This is a genomic window from Bradyrhizobium semiaridum, assembly GCF_020329505.1.
Classification (GTDB): domain Bacteria; phylum Pseudomonadota; class Alphaproteobacteria; order Rhizobiales; family Xanthobacteraceae; genus Bradyrhizobium; species Bradyrhizobium semiaridum.
Map to the genome: position 1 here is coordinate 48,393 of NZ_JAGKJJ010000026.1, position 16,361 is coordinate 64,753.

The window sequence follows — 16,361 nt, forward strand, 5'->3', positions numbered from 1 at the left end:
TTCATGCTGCACCGCCGCATGGGGCTTTGCGAGATTAACGCCAAACGCAAATCAGCCACGCGAAAGCTGTAGGTCGGACAATTTTGCCTTTGCGTTCTCTGGAACGGCTCTAATAAGATAAGCCTATGATCCAATTCAAAAACCAAAACAACGTCGCGTGAGCGCTCGTCAACGATAAGGCCGCGCGGTGAGGCATTTCGCGCGGGTCAAAGGTAGGAATGAAACCGACTGACATCTCGGCGCCGGATTACTTTCATAAAGTAGTCGATTGCCAATGGGCCTGTCCCGCACACACTCCCGTTCCCGAGTACATCCGGTTGATTGCTGAGGGGCGTTACAGCGACGCCTACATGATCAATTGGAAGTCGAACGTGTTTCCGGGAATCCTGGGACGCACCTGCGATCGTCCGTGCGAGCCGGCCTGCCGCCGCGGGCGCGTCGAGGACAATCCGGTCGCGATCTGCCGCCTCAAACGCGTCGCCGCCGACTTCAAGGACGACATTAGCCAGCGCCTGCCGCGGCCTGCGGCGAAGAACGGCAAGCGCATCGCGCTGGTCGGCGGCGGCCCCGCCTCGCTCGCGGTGGCGCGCGATCTGGCGCCGCTCGGCTATCACTGCACCGTGTTCGACGGCGATCCCAAGGCCGGCGGCATGATGCGCAGCCAGATCCCGAAATTCCGCCTGCCCGACAGCGTGATCGACGAGGAGACCGGCTACATCCTCGGCCTCGGCGTCGAGTTCAAGGGCGGCCAGCGCATCGACAGTCTCAAGCAGCTGCTGGCCGAGAACTACGACGCGATCTTCGTCGGCTCGGGCGCGCCGCGCGGCCGCGAGCTCGACATTCCCGGCCGCACTTTCAAGCATGTCGCCGGCAAGCTGATCGGCGTCACCTTCCAGAAGGTGAAGGCGGAATACGACGCCAAGGGCCGCCGCAACCTGGTGCCCTCGGGCGAGCCCGACGAGACCGTGCCCTGCGACGACGTGCTGGTTGCGGTCGGCCAGGAGAACGCATTCCCCTGGATCGAGGCCGATTGCGGCATCGAGTTCGACAAGTGGCACATGCCGAAGGTCGATCCCAAGACGTTCGTCTCGACCAATCCGAAGGTGTTCTTCGGCGGCGACGCGGCGTTCGGGCCGAAGAACATCATCTGGGCAGTAGCGCACGGTCACGACGCCGCGCTTTCCATCCACAAGATGATTTCCGGCGAGGACATCAACGAGCGCCCGCTGCCGGAGGTGCACGTCTCCTCGCAGAAGATGGGCATCCACGAGTGGAGCTACGACAACGACATCTCCGCCGACAAGCGCTTCAAGGTGCCGCATCGCGACAAGGTGATCGCGCTGAAGGACATCCGCGCCGAGGTCGAGCTCGGCTACGACGTCAAACTCGCGCTCGGCGAGGCGCAGCGCTGCCTGAACTGCGACGTGCAGACGGTGTTCTCCGCCCCGCTCTGCATCGAATGCGACGCCTGCGTCGACATCTGCCCGATGGACTGCATCACCTTCACCGAGAACGGCGAAGAGGATGATTTGCGGCAGCGCCTGAAGGCGCCCTCGCCGCATCACGACCAGGCGCTCTACGTCTCCGGCGACCTCAAGACCGGCCGCGTCATGGTCAAGGACGAGGACGTCTGCCTGCATTGCGGGCTGTGTGCCGAGCGCTGCCCGACCGGCGCTTGGGACATGCAGAAGTATCTCATCGATATGGTTCACGCAGGATCAACATGTCAGTCCAAAGCCCGATCAGCAGCGTAAACGACTTCGTCGTCCGCTTCGCCAACGTCAACGGCTCGGGCTCGGCCTCCGCCAACGAGCTGTTCGCCCGTTCCATCCTGCGCCACGGCGTGCCGGTGTCGCCGCGCAACATCTTTCCGTCCAACATCCAGGGGCTGCCGACCTGGTACGAGGTGCGCGTCACCGAGGACGGCCATCTCGGCGCCCGCGGCGGCGTCGACATGATGGTGGCGATGAATCCGCAGACCTGGGACAAGGACGTCGCCTCGATCGAGCCCGGCGGCTACCTGTTCTACGATTCGACCAAACCGATGCCGTCGTCGAAATTCCGCGATGACATCACCGTGATCGGCGTGCCGCTGACCGCGATCACCAACTCGACCTACAGCGATCCCAGGCAGCGCCAGCTGTTCAAGAACATCATCTATCTCGGCGCGCTCTGCGCGCTGCTCGACATGGATCCGAAGCTGGTCGAGCAGCTGATCGGCGAGCAGTACAAGGGCAAGGAGAAGCTGCTCTCCTCCAACGTCCATGCGCTGCATCTCGGCCGCGACTGGGCGCTGCAGAATCTGAAGTGCCCGCTGGGATTGCGGGTGAGGAAGGCCGACAAGGTCGGCGACCGCATCTTCATCGAGGGCAACAGCGCGGCCGCGCTCGGCGCGGTCTATGGCGGCGCCACGGTGTGCGCCTGGTATCCGATCACGCCGTCATCGTCGGTGGCCGAGGCCTTCACCAGCCATTGCAAGAAGTACCGGCACGATGCCGAGACCGGAAAGGCGAAATACGCCATCGTGCAGGGCGAGGACGAGCTCGCCTCGATCGGCATCGTGATCGGCGCCTCCTGGAACGGTGCCCGCGCCTTCACGGCGACCTCGGGCCCGGGCATCTCGCTGATGACCGAATTCATCGGCCTGTCTTATTTTGCCGAGATCCCGGCCGTGATCATGAACATCCAGCGCGCCGGCCCCTCGACCGGCATGCCGACCCGCACCCAGCAATGCGACGTGATCGCCTGCGCCTATGCTTCACATGGCGATACCAAGCATGTGCTGCTGTTTCCGGAGGATCCGGCCGAAGCCTTCGAGTTCGCCGCGCACGCTTTCGATCTCGCCGAGCGGCTGCAGACCACGATCTTCCTGATGCTCGATCTCGACATCGGCATGAATCACCGGCTGTGCCGCCCGCTGAAGTGGGACGATGCCCGGCAGTATGACCGCGGCAAGGTGATGACCGCGGAGATGCTGGAGGAGGGCCGCGACTTCGGCCGCTACCTCGACGTCGACGGCGACGGCATCCCCTTCCGCACCTATCCCGGCACCCATCCGACCAAGGGATCCTATTTCACCCGCGGCACCTCGCGCGACCGCTACGCGCGCTATTCGGAGGAAGGCGCGGTCTACGCCGACAACATGCAGCGCCTGGTGCGCAAGTTCGAGACCGCGCAGGACATGGTGCCGCGGCCGCTGCAGGCCAATGCGGCGAAGCCGACCAAATACGGCGTGATCTATTTCGGCTCGACATCGCCGGCGATGGACGAGGCGATTGGCATCCTGGAAGCACGCGGCCACCAGCTCGACCGGCTGCGAATCCGCGCCTTCCCGTTCCACTCCAGCGTGGCGAGCTTCATCGCCGACCATGATTTCGTTTACGTGGTCGAGCAGAACCGCGACGCGCAACTGCGCCAATTGATCGTCAACGAAAACGGCATCGATCCCGTCCGCCTGGTGCCGATCCTGCACTATGACGGCACCCCGATCACCGCGCGCTTCATCGCCAACTCCATCGGCGACCACCAGGACCATCTCAAGGTCACTCCTCTCCGCAAGGCCGTGTCATGACCTACATCGCAAAGCCGAAGTTTCACCATCCCGGCCTGAGGAAGAACGAGCTGGGCTATACCCATCGCGACTACGAGGGGAAGATCTCGACGCTGTGCGCCGGCTGCGGCCACGATTCGATCACCGCCTCGATCATCGAGGCCTGCTACGAGCTCTCGATCGAGCCGCACCGGGTCGCGAAGATCTCCGGGATCGGCTGCTCGTCGAAGACGCCGGACTATTTCCTCGGCAATTCGCACGGCTTCAACTCGGTGCACGGCCGCATGCCGTCGGTGCTGACCGGCGCCAACCTCGCCAACCGCGACCTGATCTATCTCGGCGTCTCCGGCGACGGCGACTCAGCCTCGATCGGCTTCGGCCAGTTCGCGCATTCGATCCGGCGCGGCGTCAACATGACCTATATCGTCGAGAACAACGGCGTCTACGGCCTGACCAAGGGCCAGTTCTCGGCGACCGCCGACCGCGGCTCGAAGTCCAAGAAGGGCGTCACCAACACCGACAACGCGATCGACCTGGTCGCGATCGCGCTGCAACTCGGCGCCACCTTCGTGGCGCGCTCGTTCTCCGGCGACAAGACCCAGCTGGTGCCGCTGATTGCGGCTGCGATCCGCCACAAGGGCGCCTCGTTCATCGACGTGATCAGCCCGTGCATCGCCTTCAACAACCACGCCGGCTCGACCAAGAGCTTCGACTATGTCCGCGAGCACAATGACGCGGTGAACCGGCTCGACGTGCTGGTCGGACGCGAGCCGATCAGCGTCGACTACGCGCCGGGCACGGTGCAGGTTGTCGAACAGCATGACGGCACCCGCCTTGCGCTGCGTAAGCTGGATGCCGACTACGATCCGCATGATCGGCTGGGAGCACAGACCTTCCTGCAGAAGCACGCTGCCAAGGGCCAGATCGTCACCGGGCTGCTCTATGTCGATCCCGAGGCCGAGGACCTGCACACCCATCTCGACACCGTCGAGACGCCGCTCAACGCGCTGGACGAAAAGGCGCTGTGCCCCGGCTCAGCCGTGCTGGACAAGATCAACGCCAGCCTGCGGTGATCGCAGCGCGGCCGCGTGGTAACGTGACGGATGGTCGCGCTCCGGCCGGCCAGACAACAAACGCTACTTGTCGCTCAGGACGTCGCCGAACAGCGCCCATGACTTGCCGTCGAACCGCGCCATCTGGATCTGGCGGATCGGCGTCACATTGCCGGGCTCGGTCTGCACCTTGATGCCCGGCAGCAGCATCGGCAGTTCGAGCGCCTTCAAATTGGTCGCCTGCTTGATGATGTTGTCCCGGCTGTAATCGCCGTTGCAGTTCTTCAGCACCGCCGTCATGACCTGTGCGACCGTATAGCCCTGCACGTTGAAGAGATCGCCCGCGCTGGCGTTGGGCTGATACTTCTTCATCCAGGCGGAAAATTCCTTCTGGCCGGGATCATCGGCCCAGCGCGGATCGGTCGGGTCCTTCAGGTAGAGCCCGGTCACGACGCCGACGACATTCTCGAGGCCGGCGGGCTCGAGCACCGCGGAAACGGAGTTGGAGACGGTCGGCAGGATGGTCAGCGGCTTCCAGCCCATGCTCGCCGCCTTGCGCAGCGCCTGCGCCGCGAATTTCGGCGTCGCTTCGGCGAAGAACACGTCCGCGCCGGACTCGCGCATCGTCACCATCTGGGAGTCGATGGTCGGATCTGCGGTCTGATACGTGGTTTCCGCCACGATCTGGCCGACATGCTCGCCGAGCCCATCCTTGAAGCCTTTCAGATAATCCTTGCCGGCGTCCTCGTTCGGCGTGATCACCGCGATCTTCGCATTGGGCTTGGTCATCAGGATGTATTTTGCGTAGAGCCTGCCTTCCAGCTCGTAGGTCGGATTGAAGCCGACCGTCCACGGGAAGTGCTTGGGATCGTTCCAGCGCGTCGCGCCGGACGAGACGAACAGCTGCGGCACCTTCTTGATGTTGAGATACTTCTGCACGGCGATGTTGGGCGCGGTACCGACCGAGCTGAACATCGCGAGCACCTCATCCTGCTCGACCAGCTTGCGGGTCTGCTCGACCGTCTTCGACGGCGAATAGGCATCGTCGAGCGTGTCGAACTCGACCTTGCGGCCGTTGATGCCGCCCTGATCGTTCAACATCTGGAAATACGCGGATTCGGCGCGCGCGATGGTGCCGTAGGCGGACGCCGGCCCGCTATACGGCGCGGTGTTTCCGATCTTGATCGAAGTTTCGGCGGCGATAGACGGAGAGATCGCGAGGGCCGCGAACGCGGCAACGGCGAGCGAGCCCGCCAGGGACGTGCGAGTTGACAAGAGCGTATCCTTTTCTTGGTCTTGTTGACGGCGCGCACCATATCAATCGCGCCTGCGCAGGCAATCGCCAAGAACTTGCACGCGCCGGCAATCGCGTTCGGGATCCGAACATGGCGCGACCGATGTCAGCGGAACGTTGTCGGGATGTTCGCGATGTGGACCTTCGCCGGGCACGAAGGTTCGTTGCGCAAGAACTTCATTCCGCAAGGCGGTCAGCCTTGCATGGACTGCAACGCAGTCGCGCGCTCAGGCGGCCGCTGCCGCGGCAACGCGCGGACTGACGACGTATTCCTTCAGTACCTTGTCCGAGCCGTCGACTTCGGTCAGCACGACGTCATAGGACCACAGATCGGCAAGATGCTGCAGCACCCGCCGCGTATCGGTCTCGTTGAGCTGGGCGTCCTTCACCGTGGTGTGACGCAGCATCAACCGGCGGTCGCCGTCCAGATCGACATCGATCACCTCGATATTGGCGTCGACGAAACCGACATCGTATTGCCGCGCCAGTTCGCGCCTGACCCGGCGGTAGCCGCGCTCGTCATGGATCGCATCGACCCGGATCCCCGCGCTGTCCGCGGGATCGTCGTGCAGATGGAACAGCCGGAAGCGCCGGATCAGCGCCGGGCTGAGGAACTGGCTGATGAAGCTTTCGTCGCGGTAATTGGCCCAGATCTCGCGCAGCACGCCTTCGACGTCACCCTTGCCGGCGATGTCGGGGAACCACTCGCGGTCCTCGTCCTCCGGAGCGCTCACGATGCGCTCGATGTCCTGCATCATCGCAAAGCCGAGTGCGTACGGGTTGAAGCCGGAGAAGCGGCGATCGTCGAATTCGGGCTGGAACACCACGTTGGTGTGCGATTGCAGGAATTCTAGGAAATTGCCATCGGTGATGCGGCCCTGCTGGTGCAGGCGATTCATGATCCGGTAATGCACGTAGGTCGCCGTGCCCTCGTTCATCACCTTGGTCTGGCCCTGCGGGTAAAAGTACTGCGCGATGTGGCGCACGATGCGGATCAGCTCGCGCTGCCAGGGCGCCAGCCGCGGCGCGGTCTTCTCCAGGAAATAAAGGATGTTCTCCTGTGGCAGGCCGAGCAGCGCGCGACGGCGCTCGGCGGTGAGGCTGGCCTTGGTCTTGGTCTTGACGTTCGGCACCGTCCGCCACAGATCGTTGAAGACGCTCTCCTCATGCTGCCGGCGCTGCCCGGCGCGCTTCTCCTCGTCACGCAGATCGAGCATCTTCTTGCCGGGATAACGGTCGACGCCATGCGACATCAGCGCGTGCGCGGCATCGAGCGTGCGCTCCACCGCCTCGCTGCCGTGGCGATCCTCGCAGGCGGCGATGTAGCCCTTGGCGAATTCCAGATAGTCGAGGATGCCGTCGGCGTCGGTCCACTGCTTGAACAGATAGTTGTTCTTGAAGAAGTGATTGTGCCCGAACGCCGCGTGCGCGATCACCAGCGTCTGCATCGTCGCGGTGTTCTCCTCCATCAGGTAGGAAATGCACGGCGAGGAGTTGATCACAATCTCATAGGCGAGGCCCATCAGGCCCTTCCGATAGGAGGCCTCCTGGAAGGCGAACTGCTTGCCGAACGACCAGTGCTTGTAGAACAGCGGCATGCCGACCGAGGAATAGGCGTCCAGCATCTGCTCGGCGGTGATCACCTCGATCTGGTTCGGATAGACGTCGAGCCCGAGTTCCTTGTGCGCGATCTCCTCGCAGGCGTCGTGAATCCGCTGCAGGATCTGGAAATCCCAGTCGGCGCCCTCGAACAGGCGTTCGCCGGAAGAACTCATTACGGAACCCTCTCCTGCTGGCTGCGGCGCTTGAACAGATCCTGGAACACCGGGAAGATCTCGCCGCGCTCGCTGACCTTGCGCATCGACAGCGGCGCGCCCTCGTTGCGCAGGCGCTCGTACAGCGTCCACAGCGAGGAGTCCGGCATGTCGAAGGTGTAGTTGGCGGCCTCGCCCACCTCGAGATAGGCGAAGAACTGGCAGACCGGCAGGATATTGGTGGTCAGCAGCTGGCCCGTCAGGCCGCTGTCCGACGTCATGTTGTCGCCGTCCGAGGCCTGGGCGGCGTAGATGTTCCAGTCGGCCGGGCGGAAACGGGTGCGGACGATCTCGTTCATCGCGACCAGCGCGCTCGATACCAGGGTGCCCCCGGAGGCCGGACCGTGGAAGAACGTATCCTCATCGACCTCCTCGGCACGGTCGGTGTGGCGGATGAACACGATCTCGACGTGCTTGTAGCGCCGTTTCAGGAATACGTAGAGCAGCATGTAGAACCGCTTGGCGAGGTCCTTCATGTGCTCGGACATCGATCCCGAAACGTCCATCAAACAGAACATCACGGCCTGCGCGACCGGCTTCGGCACGGTTTCGAAGCGGCGGTAGCGGATGTCGATCGGATCGATATACGGGATGCGCTTGACCTTGGCCACCAGCGCTTCGAGCTGCGCCATGAGCTCGCGCCGGCGCGCCGCGTCGTCGCATTCGGCAATCTCGGCCTCGAGCGCTTCGATCTCGTCCTTGCGCGGCCGGCGCAGCGCCACGCGTCGCGCCAGCGCGCGGCTCACCGTACGGCTGATCGATATATTGGCCGGAGAGCCGGACGTTGAATATCCGGCGCGCTGGATGCCTTCGCTTTCGGTCTCCGCGAGCTTGCGCTTGGCCAGGTCGGGCAGTTCGAGGTCATCGAGGAACAGGTCGACGAACTCGTCGCGGCTGAGCACGAAGCGGAAGGCGTCCTCGCTGTCGCCCTCCCCCGCTCCCGATCCCTTGCCACCGCTCTGGCTCGGTCGCGGCAGGTAATCGCCTTCGACGAACTTCTTGTTGCCGGGCAGCACCATGTCGCGCGTACCGCCCTCGCGCCGGAACCGCGGCTCATCCATGCCGTCCAGCGGGATCGTCACCTCGCCGCCCTCCAGGACATCCTTGATGTCCCGGTCCTGCGACGATTTCTTCACGGCTCCCTGGACCAGCGCCTTGGCCCGCCGCAGGAAACGCTGGCGGTTCTCCAGGCTCTTGCTACCCGGATTGAGCCGCCGATCGACGATATGCATGACCACGTTGCATCTGCCTCACGCCGTGATGCGACCGGAAGCGGTCGCATCATCATTCTTGTTTGGGACGGAGCAAGGAAAGCCGGCCCTCCGGATCCTGCTGCTAACCAGCCTGCTTCACCCGCATATACCATTCGACCAGACGGCGGACCTGGCGCTCGGTGTAACCGCGCTCCACCATCCGTGCGACGAACTCGCCGTGCTTCTTTTCGGTCTCGCCGTCCTTCTTCGAACCGAACGAGATCACCGGAAGCAGATCCTCGACCTGTGAGAATATCCGCTTCTCGATCACGTCGCGAACCTTTTCGTAGGACGTCCAACTCGGGTTCTTGCCGTTATTGTGGGCCCGCGAGCGCAGCGAGAACTTGACGACCTCGTTGCGGAAGTCCTTCGGGTTGGCGATGCCGGCCGGCTTCTCGATCTTGGTCAGCTCCTGGTTCAGCAGTTCGCGGTTCATCAGCTGGCCGGTGTCGGGATCCTTGAAGTCCTGGTCCTCGATCCAGGCGTCGGCGTAGTCGACATAGCGGTCGAACAGGTTCTGGCCGTAGTCGGCGTAGGATTCCAGATAGGCCTTCTGGATCTCGTTGCCGATGAACTCGGCATAGCGCGGCGCGAGGTCGGCCTTGATGAACTCGAGATAGCGCTTCTCGACCTCGTCAGGCAGCTGCTCGCGGCGGATCGCCTGCTCCAGCACGTACATCAGATGCACCGCGTCGGCGCCGACCTCGGTGGTGTCGTGGTTGAAGGTCGAGGCCAGCACCTTGAAGGCGAAGCGGGTCGACACGCCGTCCATGCCTTCGTCGACGCCGGCCGCGTCCTTGTACTCCTGCACGCTGCGCGCCTTCGGATCGGACTCCTTCAGGCTCTCGCCGTCGTAGACCCGCATCTTGGCGAACAGCGTCGAGTTCTCATGCTTGCGCAGCCGCGACATCACCGTGAAGCGTGCCAGCGTCTCCAGCGTGGCCGGCGCGCAAGGAGCAGCGGCGAGCTCGGAGCTCTGGATCAGCTTCTCGTAGATCTTCTGCTCTTCGGTGACGCGCAGGCAGTACGGGACCTTGATGACGCAGATGCGGTCGATGAAGGCCTCGTTGTTCTTGTTGGTCTTGAAGCTCTGCCACTCCGCCTCGTTGGAGTGCGCGAGGATGATGCCGGTGAAGGGGATCGCGCCGATGTTCTCGGTGCCGATGTAATTGCCTTCCTGCGTCGCGGTCAGCAGCGGGTGCAGCATCTTGATCGGCGCCTTGAACATCTCGACGAACTCGAGCACGCCCTGGTTGGCGCGGTTGAGGCCGCCGGAATAGCTGTAAGCGTCGGGATCGTTCTGGGCGTAGGTCTCCAGCTTGCGGATGTCGACCTTGCCGACCAGCGAGGAGATGTCCTGGTTGTTCTCATCGCCGGGCTCGGTCTTGGCGACCGCGATCTGGCGCAGCCGGGAGGGCTGGATGCGCGCGACGCGGAATTGCGAGATGTCGCCGCCGAACGCCTCGAGCCGCTTGTAGGCCCAGGGCGACATCAGCCCGCTGAGCCGGCGGCGCGGGATGCCGTACTTCTCCTCGATCATCGGACCGAGTTGCTCGGGATCGAACAGGCCGAGCGGCGACTCGAACACCGGCGACAGCTCGTCGCCGGCTTTGAGCACGTAGATCGGATGAACTTCCATCAGCGCCTTGATGCGCTCGGCGAGCGACGACTTGCCGCCGCCGACCGGCCCGAGCAGATACAGGATCTGCTTGCGCTCCTCGAGGCCCTGCGCGGCGTGGCGGAAGAAGCCGACGATGCGCTCGATCGTATCCTCCATGCCGTGGAAGCCGGCGAAGGCCGGATACGATCTGATCGTGCGGTTCAAAAAGATACGGCCAAGGCGTGGGTCCTTGGCCGTGTCGATCATGTGGGGCTCACCGATTGCCGCCAATAACCGCTCGGCCGCATTTGCATATCGCATCGGATCACTTCGACACGACTCCAGATACTCAGCCATCGACATGTCGGTTTGGCTTCGTGCTTCAAACGACCTGGCGAAGGCGTTGAACAAAGAATCGTTGTACATGATCCCTCTCTCCACGATATGTATCGCCGCACGACTGACACGAGTCGTAACCAGAGCGTCCAAGGATCGAATCAGCGTCGGCACGCTCGGTCTATTGGACACTCGACCGACTCACTTCGGCAATGCACGGCGTGTGCAGCCACCGCCTTATCAACAGGCAGGAAGCTAAATAGTTCATCAATACCCCCCTGTTTTTGGCCGTTGTCGCACTCTCGCAACATCCGTGGTTTAACGGGTCCGGCCTCGACAAGTGGACATCCGAACGGGGCAACTTCCCTGCCGGCGATCAACGTTGGGCTCCCTGAAAAGGTGTGACTGTCCGGCGGTGGCGTCAAGATGCGGCGCCGGCGACGTAGATGAACAAACAGTCAGACACCGTTGAACGTGCCTCGGTATCGCCGCGACTAAGGCAGCGAGCCCCCGCGCAGTTCCGCGCGGTATTTTCGCCGCGCATCTTGGTGATGCGCCGCTAGCCCCTGTTATTCCCGAGACCCGGGCCATGAAGCTGTTGTCCCGTATCATCCTCGCATTTGCGGCATGCGCCGTCGCGACGTTCGCCGCCTAGGCCCCCAGGATGCCGCCGACAAGGCCAAGGCTGCCGCCTTCGACAAAAGGATGTTCGCCGGCCCCGTGCGCGAGAAAACCTATACCTGCTTCGTGCGGCGCTACGACGCCAATCACCTCGCGCAGCACTCGAAGCAGAAGGTCAGCGCGATGAAGCTCCTCGTCGAGGCCGAAACCGTGGCGGAGGACAAGACCGTCAACTATTGCTTCAGCACCGGCGTCAAATTGCGCGGCCGCGCCGGCGATTTCGACTCCGTGGGCTCCTGCAATCACGCCCTCGCGAGCGAGCGGGGCCGCAAGCTGCGCTACGAATGCAGCGTCGATTGTGAAGGTGGTGACATCACTGTGGCGCTGTCGAAGGATGATAAATCCGCGATCGTCCGCATTGGCCGTATCGTGGTCTCCGAACGCGGCAGGCCGGATGGCGCTACGCCGGAGAAGCCCTTTCCGGCAACGGCGACGACAATATCTTTCGCGTCGATCGCGCCGACAGCAGCGAATGCGCCGAGCTGGTGACCGATCGTGCGGAACTCGCCGCGCCCAGCCACAAGTGATACGCTTTCGACCGACGACCGATCGGCACCAGTAGCGGAGAACGCCATGGATCGACGCAGCATCCTGTGGGGCGCGCAAAACATCGGCCTGAAGGACCTGCTTCCCAGCTTCATCAGCGCCGACCGGAGCGGCGTGTCCGCCTCGCCGAGCTGGAATCGCAGGGCTACCTCTATCTGCGGCCGTGACCGCACCACCACGCAGCCCACACCGCGTCATAAAAATGTTCAGAGATCGGGCTCTCCTCGGCTGGCAAACCCCGCGGGATCGAACTGATGTGAATGGCGTTATCCCTTGGGAATGCTGATATTCCGCCCCGGGCACCCTCCAGGTTGACAATCCGCTCCCGCCCCCGAAAGCTGCCCGGGAACCCAAAAATCGACCTCGATCAAACGAGAACAGGCTCCCATGAACCCCGTCAAAGCACTCGAAAATCACGGCCAGGCGGTCTGGCTGGACTTCCTGGCCCGCGGCTTCGTCGCCAAGGGCGATTTGAAGCGGCTGATCGAGACCGACGGCGTCAAAGGCGTGACGTCCAACCCCTCGATTTTCGAGAAGGCGATCGGCAGTTCGGATGAATATGACGGCGCGATCGGCAGGGCCCTCAAGACCGGCGACCGCTCGGTCGCCGACCTGTTCGAGCAGCTCGCGGTCGAGGACATCCAGCACGCCGCCGACGTACTGCGCCCGGTCTACGACCACAGCCATGGCGGCGATGGCTTTGTCAGCCTCGAAGTGTCGCCTTACCTCGCGATGGACACCAAGGGCACGATCGCCGAGGCCGAGCGGCTGTGGAAGGACGTGCATCGCAAGAATTTGATGGTCAAGGTGCCCGCGACGCCGGAAGGCCTGCCCGCGATCGAGCAGCTAATCGGCGAAGGCATCAGCATCAACATCACCTTGCTGTTCTCGCAGAAGGTCTACCGCCAGGTCGCGGAGGCCTACCTGAAGGGGCTGGAGAAATACGTCGCCAAGGGCGGCGATCCCGCCCATGTCGCGAGCGTCGCCAGCTTCTTCGTCAGCCGGATCGACTCAGCGGTCGACAAGCAGCTCGACGAGAAGATCGCCCGGGCGAACGATCCGTCCGAGAAGGAGCGGCTCGCCGCGCTGAAGGGCAAGGTCGCGATCGCCAACGCCAAGCTCGCCTACCAGGACTACAAGCGCCTGTTCGCGGGCGCGCGCTGGGACAAGCTCAAGGCCAGGGGCGCCAAGCCGCAGCGGCTGCTGTGGGCCTCGACCGGCACCAAGAACAAGGACTACAGCGACGTGCTCTATGTCGAGGAGCTGATCGGCCCCGACACCGTCAACACCATGCCGCCGGCCACCCTCGACGCCTTCCGCGACCACGGCAAGCTGCGCGACAGTCTCGAGGAGAACGTCGCGGACGCCCGTCACGTGCTCGAGGAGCTGGAGAAATCCGGCATCTCGCTGGACGCCATCACCGATGAGCTGGTCAAGGATGGCGTCAAGCTGTTCGCCGACGCGGCCGACAAGCTCTATGGCGCGGTCGCCCACAAGCGCGCGACTTCGCTCGGCGGCGGCATCGACCAGCAGAAGCTGGCACTCGGCGCCAGCATCGAGAAGGCGGTCGAGGCGAGCACCGAGGAGTGGCGCGCCTCCGCAAAAATCCGCCGGCTCTGGCAGAAGGACAAGACCGTCTGGACCGGCGATGACGAGAACAAATGGCTGGGCTGGCTGACCAGCCCCGCTGCGGCCAATGTGGCCGACTACGAGGATTTCGCACAGCGCGTGAAGGGGCAGAATTTCACCGACGCCGTGGTGCTCGGCATGGGCGGATCGAGCCTCGGGCCGGAAGTGCTGGCCGAGACCTTCCCGCACCGATCGGGCTTCCCGCGGTTGCATGTGCTCGACTCCACCGATCCGGCCCAGGTGCGCGCGATGGAGGAGTATGTCGACATCTCCAGGACGCTGTTCATCGTCTCGTCGAAATCCGGCGGCACCACCGAGCCGAACGTGATGAAGGACTACTTCTTCGACCGGGTCGCGAAGGCGATTGGCAAGGACAAGGCCGGCCACCGCTTCATCGCGGTGACCGATCCTGGCTCCTCCTTGCAGAAGGTCGCGATCAAGCAGGGCTTTGCCCGCATCTTCTATGGCGATCCGGCGATCGGCGGCCGCTACTCGGTGCTGTCGCCGTTCGGCCTGGTGCCGGCAGCCGCGGCGGGGATCGATGTCCGCAGCCTGCTCGGCCATGCGCTGTCGATGGTGCGCTCCTGCGGCGCCGACGTGCCACCGCACGAGAACCCCGGCGTGCAGCTCGGCCTAGCGATGGGCATCGCCGGGCTCGAGGGCCGCGACAAGGTGACGATATCAGCCTCACCCGACGTCGCCGATTTCGGCGCCTGGGCCGAGCAGCTGATCGCGGAATCCACCGGCAAGGACGGCAAGGGCCTGATCCCGATCGAGGGCGAGACGATCGGTGACCCCGCCGTTTACGGCAACGACCGCTTCTTCATCGACCTGCGCACCGAGAGCGAGCACGATGCGGCGCATGAGGCAAAGCTCGCCGCGCTGGAGGCCGCGGGCCATCCGGTGGTGCGCATCGTGCTGAAGTCGATCGACCATATCGGCCAGGAATTCTTCCGCTTCGAGATCGCGACCGCGGTCGCAGGCTCCATCCTCGGCATCAACCCGTTCAACCAGCCGGACGTCGAGGCCGCCAAGATCAAGACCCGCGAGCTGACCGCCGCCTTCGAGAAGACCGGGTCGCTGCCGGCGGAGCAGCCGGTGGTGTCGGCGGACGAGGTCGAGCTCTACACCGATGCGCAGAACGCCGAGGAGCTGCGCAAGGCCGGCGCCAATGGCGATCTCAACTCCTGGATCAAGGCGCATCTGTCGCGCTCCGGCCGCGGCGACTACGTCGCCCTGCTCGCCTATATCGAGCGCGACGGCGACACGATCGACGCCATGCAGGCGATGCGGCTGAGAGTGCGTGACGCCAAACACCTTGCGACCTGCGCCGAGTTCGGCCCGCGCTTCCTGCACTCGACCGGACAGGCCTACAAGGGCGGTCCGGATAGCGGCGTGTTCCTGCAAGTGACGACCGACGATCCCCAGGATCTCGCCGTGCCCGGCCAGAAGGCCAGCTTCGGCGTGATCAAGGCGGCGCAGGCGCGCGGCGATTTCGATGTGCTGACCGAGCGCGGCCGGCGGGCGTTGCGCGTGCATCTCAAGGGCGACCTCGCCTCCGGATTGGCAGCGCTCGACGCTGCGATCTCGGCTGCACTGAACTGAACGGAGGGAGGACAATGCAACTCGGCATGATCGGCCTCGGGCGGATGGGCGGCAACATCGTCCGCCGCCTGATCGCTCACGGACACACCGCCGTCGTCTACGACAAGGATCCCAAGGCCGTCACCGCGCTGGTCGCCGACAACGCCGCGGGCTCTTCCTCGCTGGAGGATTTCGTCGCCAAGCTGGAGACGCCGCGCACCGCCTGGGTGATGCTGCCGGCCGGCAAGATCACCGAAGCCACGATCGATGCACTGGCGAAGCTGATGCAGCCCGGCGACGTCATCATCGACGGCGGCAATACCTTCTGGCAGGACGACGTCCGCCGCGGCAAGACGCTCAGGGAGCGCGGGCTGCACTATGTCGATGTCGGCACCAGCGGCGGCATCTGGGGCATCGAGCGCGGCTACTGCATGATGATCGGCGGCGACAAGGCCGTGGTCGACCGGCTCGACCCGATCTTCAAGGCGCTGGCGCCCGGCATCGGCGACATCCCGCGCACGCCCGGCCGCGAGGGCCGCGATCCGCGCATCGAGCAGGGCTACATCCATGCCGGCCCGATCGGGGCCGGCCACTTCGTCAAGATGATCCACAACGGCATCGAATACGGCTTGATGCAGGCCTATGCCGAAGGGTTCGACATCCTGAAGAACGCCAATATCGAGGCGCTGCCGGCGGAGCATCGCTTCGACCTCGACGTCGCCGACATCGCCGAGGTGTGGCGGCGCGGCAGCGTGATCCCGTCCTGGCTGCTCGACCTCACCGCGACGGCGCTCGCCGAGAACCAGACGCTCGACAATTACTCGGGCTTCGTCGAGGATTCCGGCGAAGGCCGCTGGACCGTCAACGCCGCGGTCGACGAGGCCGTGCCGGCCGAGGTGCTGACGGCCGCGCTCTACACGCGCTTCCGCTCGCGCAAGGACCATACCTTCGCCGAGAAAATCCTCTCTGCGATGCGCGCAGGCTTCGGCGGCCACAAGGAGCCGCCGAAGAAGGCTTAACGA

Annotated in this window: 11 protein-coding genes; 7 read left to right on the plus strand and 4 right to left on the minus strand. The window is 64.0% G+C overall.

Features of this window, described 5'->3' with window-relative positions:
- The first annotated feature begins 218 nt into the window (after positions 1 to 218).
- From J6500_RS25180 to J6500_RS25190, 3 genes are read left to right on the plus strand one after another with little or no spacing between them, the layout of a single operon-like run.
- Positions 219 to 1,754 (plus strand): 4Fe-4S dicluster domain-containing protein, encoded by a 1,536-nt coding sequence (locus tag J6500_RS25180; RefSeq protein WP_225715390.1) that lies wholly within the window; start codon positions 219 to 221, stop codon positions 1,752 to 1,754.
- Positions 1,724 to 3,571: a 2-oxoacid:acceptor oxidoreductase subunit alpha gene (locus J6500_RS25185; protein ID WP_225715391.1), complete on the plus strand. Its 1,848-nt coding sequence runs from the start codon at positions 1,724 to 1,726 to the stop codon at positions 3,569 to 3,571. Before J6500_RS25180 ends, J6500_RS25185 begins: the two co-directional genes overlap by 31 nt.
- Positions 3,568 to 4,623 carry a 2-oxoacid:ferredoxin oxidoreductase subunit beta gene (locus J6500_RS25190; protein WP_225715392.1) on the plus strand — a complete coding sequence of 352 codons (1,056 nt, stop codon included), beginning with the start codon at positions 3,568 to 3,570 and terminating at the stop codon, positions 4,621 to 4,623. The genes J6500_RS25185 and J6500_RS25190 overlap by 4 nt, the downstream gene beginning before the upstream one ends.
- Positions 4,624 to 4,686: 63 nt before the next feature.
- Here the strand turns inward: J6500_RS25190 and J6500_RS25195 are convergent, their stop codons facing one another.
- From J6500_RS25195 to J6500_RS25210, 4 genes are all read right to left on the minus strand, one after another.
- Positions 4,687 to 5,877: an ABC transporter substrate-binding protein gene (locus tag J6500_RS25195; protein WP_225715393.1), complete on the minus strand. Its 1,191-nt coding sequence runs from the start codon at positions 5,875 to 5,877 to the stop codon at positions 4,687 to 4,689.
- A gap of 246 nt (positions 5,878 to 6,123) precedes the next feature.
- The gene (locus J6500_RS25200) at positions 6,124 to 7,671 is read right to left on the minus strand and encodes a SpoVR family protein (protein ID WP_225715394.1); all 1,548 of its coding nucleotides are present in this window, start codon (positions 7,669 to 7,671) and stop codon (positions 6,124 to 6,126) included.
- Positions 7,671 to 8,942, minus strand: coding sequence for a YeaH/YhbH family protein (locus J6500_RS25205; protein WP_225715395.1), 1,272 nt, complete (start codon positions 8,940 to 8,942; stop codon positions 7,671 to 7,673). Before J6500_RS25205 ends, J6500_RS25200 begins: the two co-directional genes overlap by 1 nt.
- A 103-nt stretch (positions 8,943 to 9,045) precedes the next feature.
- A complete protein-coding gene (locus tag J6500_RS25210; RefSeq protein WP_225715396.1) occupies positions 9,046 to 10,989 on the minus strand; it encodes a PrkA family serine protein kinase in 1,944 nt (647 codons plus the stop codon).
- A 537-nt stretch (positions 10,990 to 11,526) separates the two neighbouring features.
- On the opposite strand from J6500_RS25210, the gene J6500_RS25215 reads away from it, so the two are divergent.
- From J6500_RS25215 to gnd, 4 genes are all read left to right on the plus strand, one after another.
- Complete coding sequence (locus J6500_RS25215) at positions 11,527 to 12,069, plus strand: hypothetical protein (RefSeq protein WP_225715397.1); 543 nt, start codon at positions 11,527 to 11,529, stop codon at positions 12,067 to 12,069.
- Between the two features lie 84 nt (positions 12,070 to 12,153).
- The gene (locus J6500_RS25220) at positions 12,154 to 12,381 is read left to right on the plus strand and encodes a hypothetical protein (protein WP_225715398.1); all 228 of its coding nucleotides are present in this window, start codon (positions 12,154 to 12,156) and stop codon (positions 12,379 to 12,381) included.
- 132 nt (positions 12,382 to 12,513) lie between these two features.
- On the plus strand, positions 12,514 to 15,360 hold the full coding sequence (locus J6500_RS25225) for a bifunctional transaldolase/phosoglucose isomerase (RefSeq protein ID WP_225715399.1): 2,847 nt from the start codon (positions 12,514 to 12,516) through the stop codon (positions 15,358 to 15,360).
- Positions 15,361 to 15,374: 14 nt separating this feature from the next.
- On the plus strand, positions 15,375 to 16,358 hold the full coding sequence (gene gnd / locus J6500_RS25230) for a phosphogluconate dehydrogenase (NAD(+)-dependent, decarboxylating) (RefSeq protein ID WP_225715400.1): 984 nt from the start codon (positions 15,375 to 15,377) through the stop codon (positions 16,356 to 16,358).
- Positions 16,359 to 16,361: the final 3 nt, after the last annotated feature.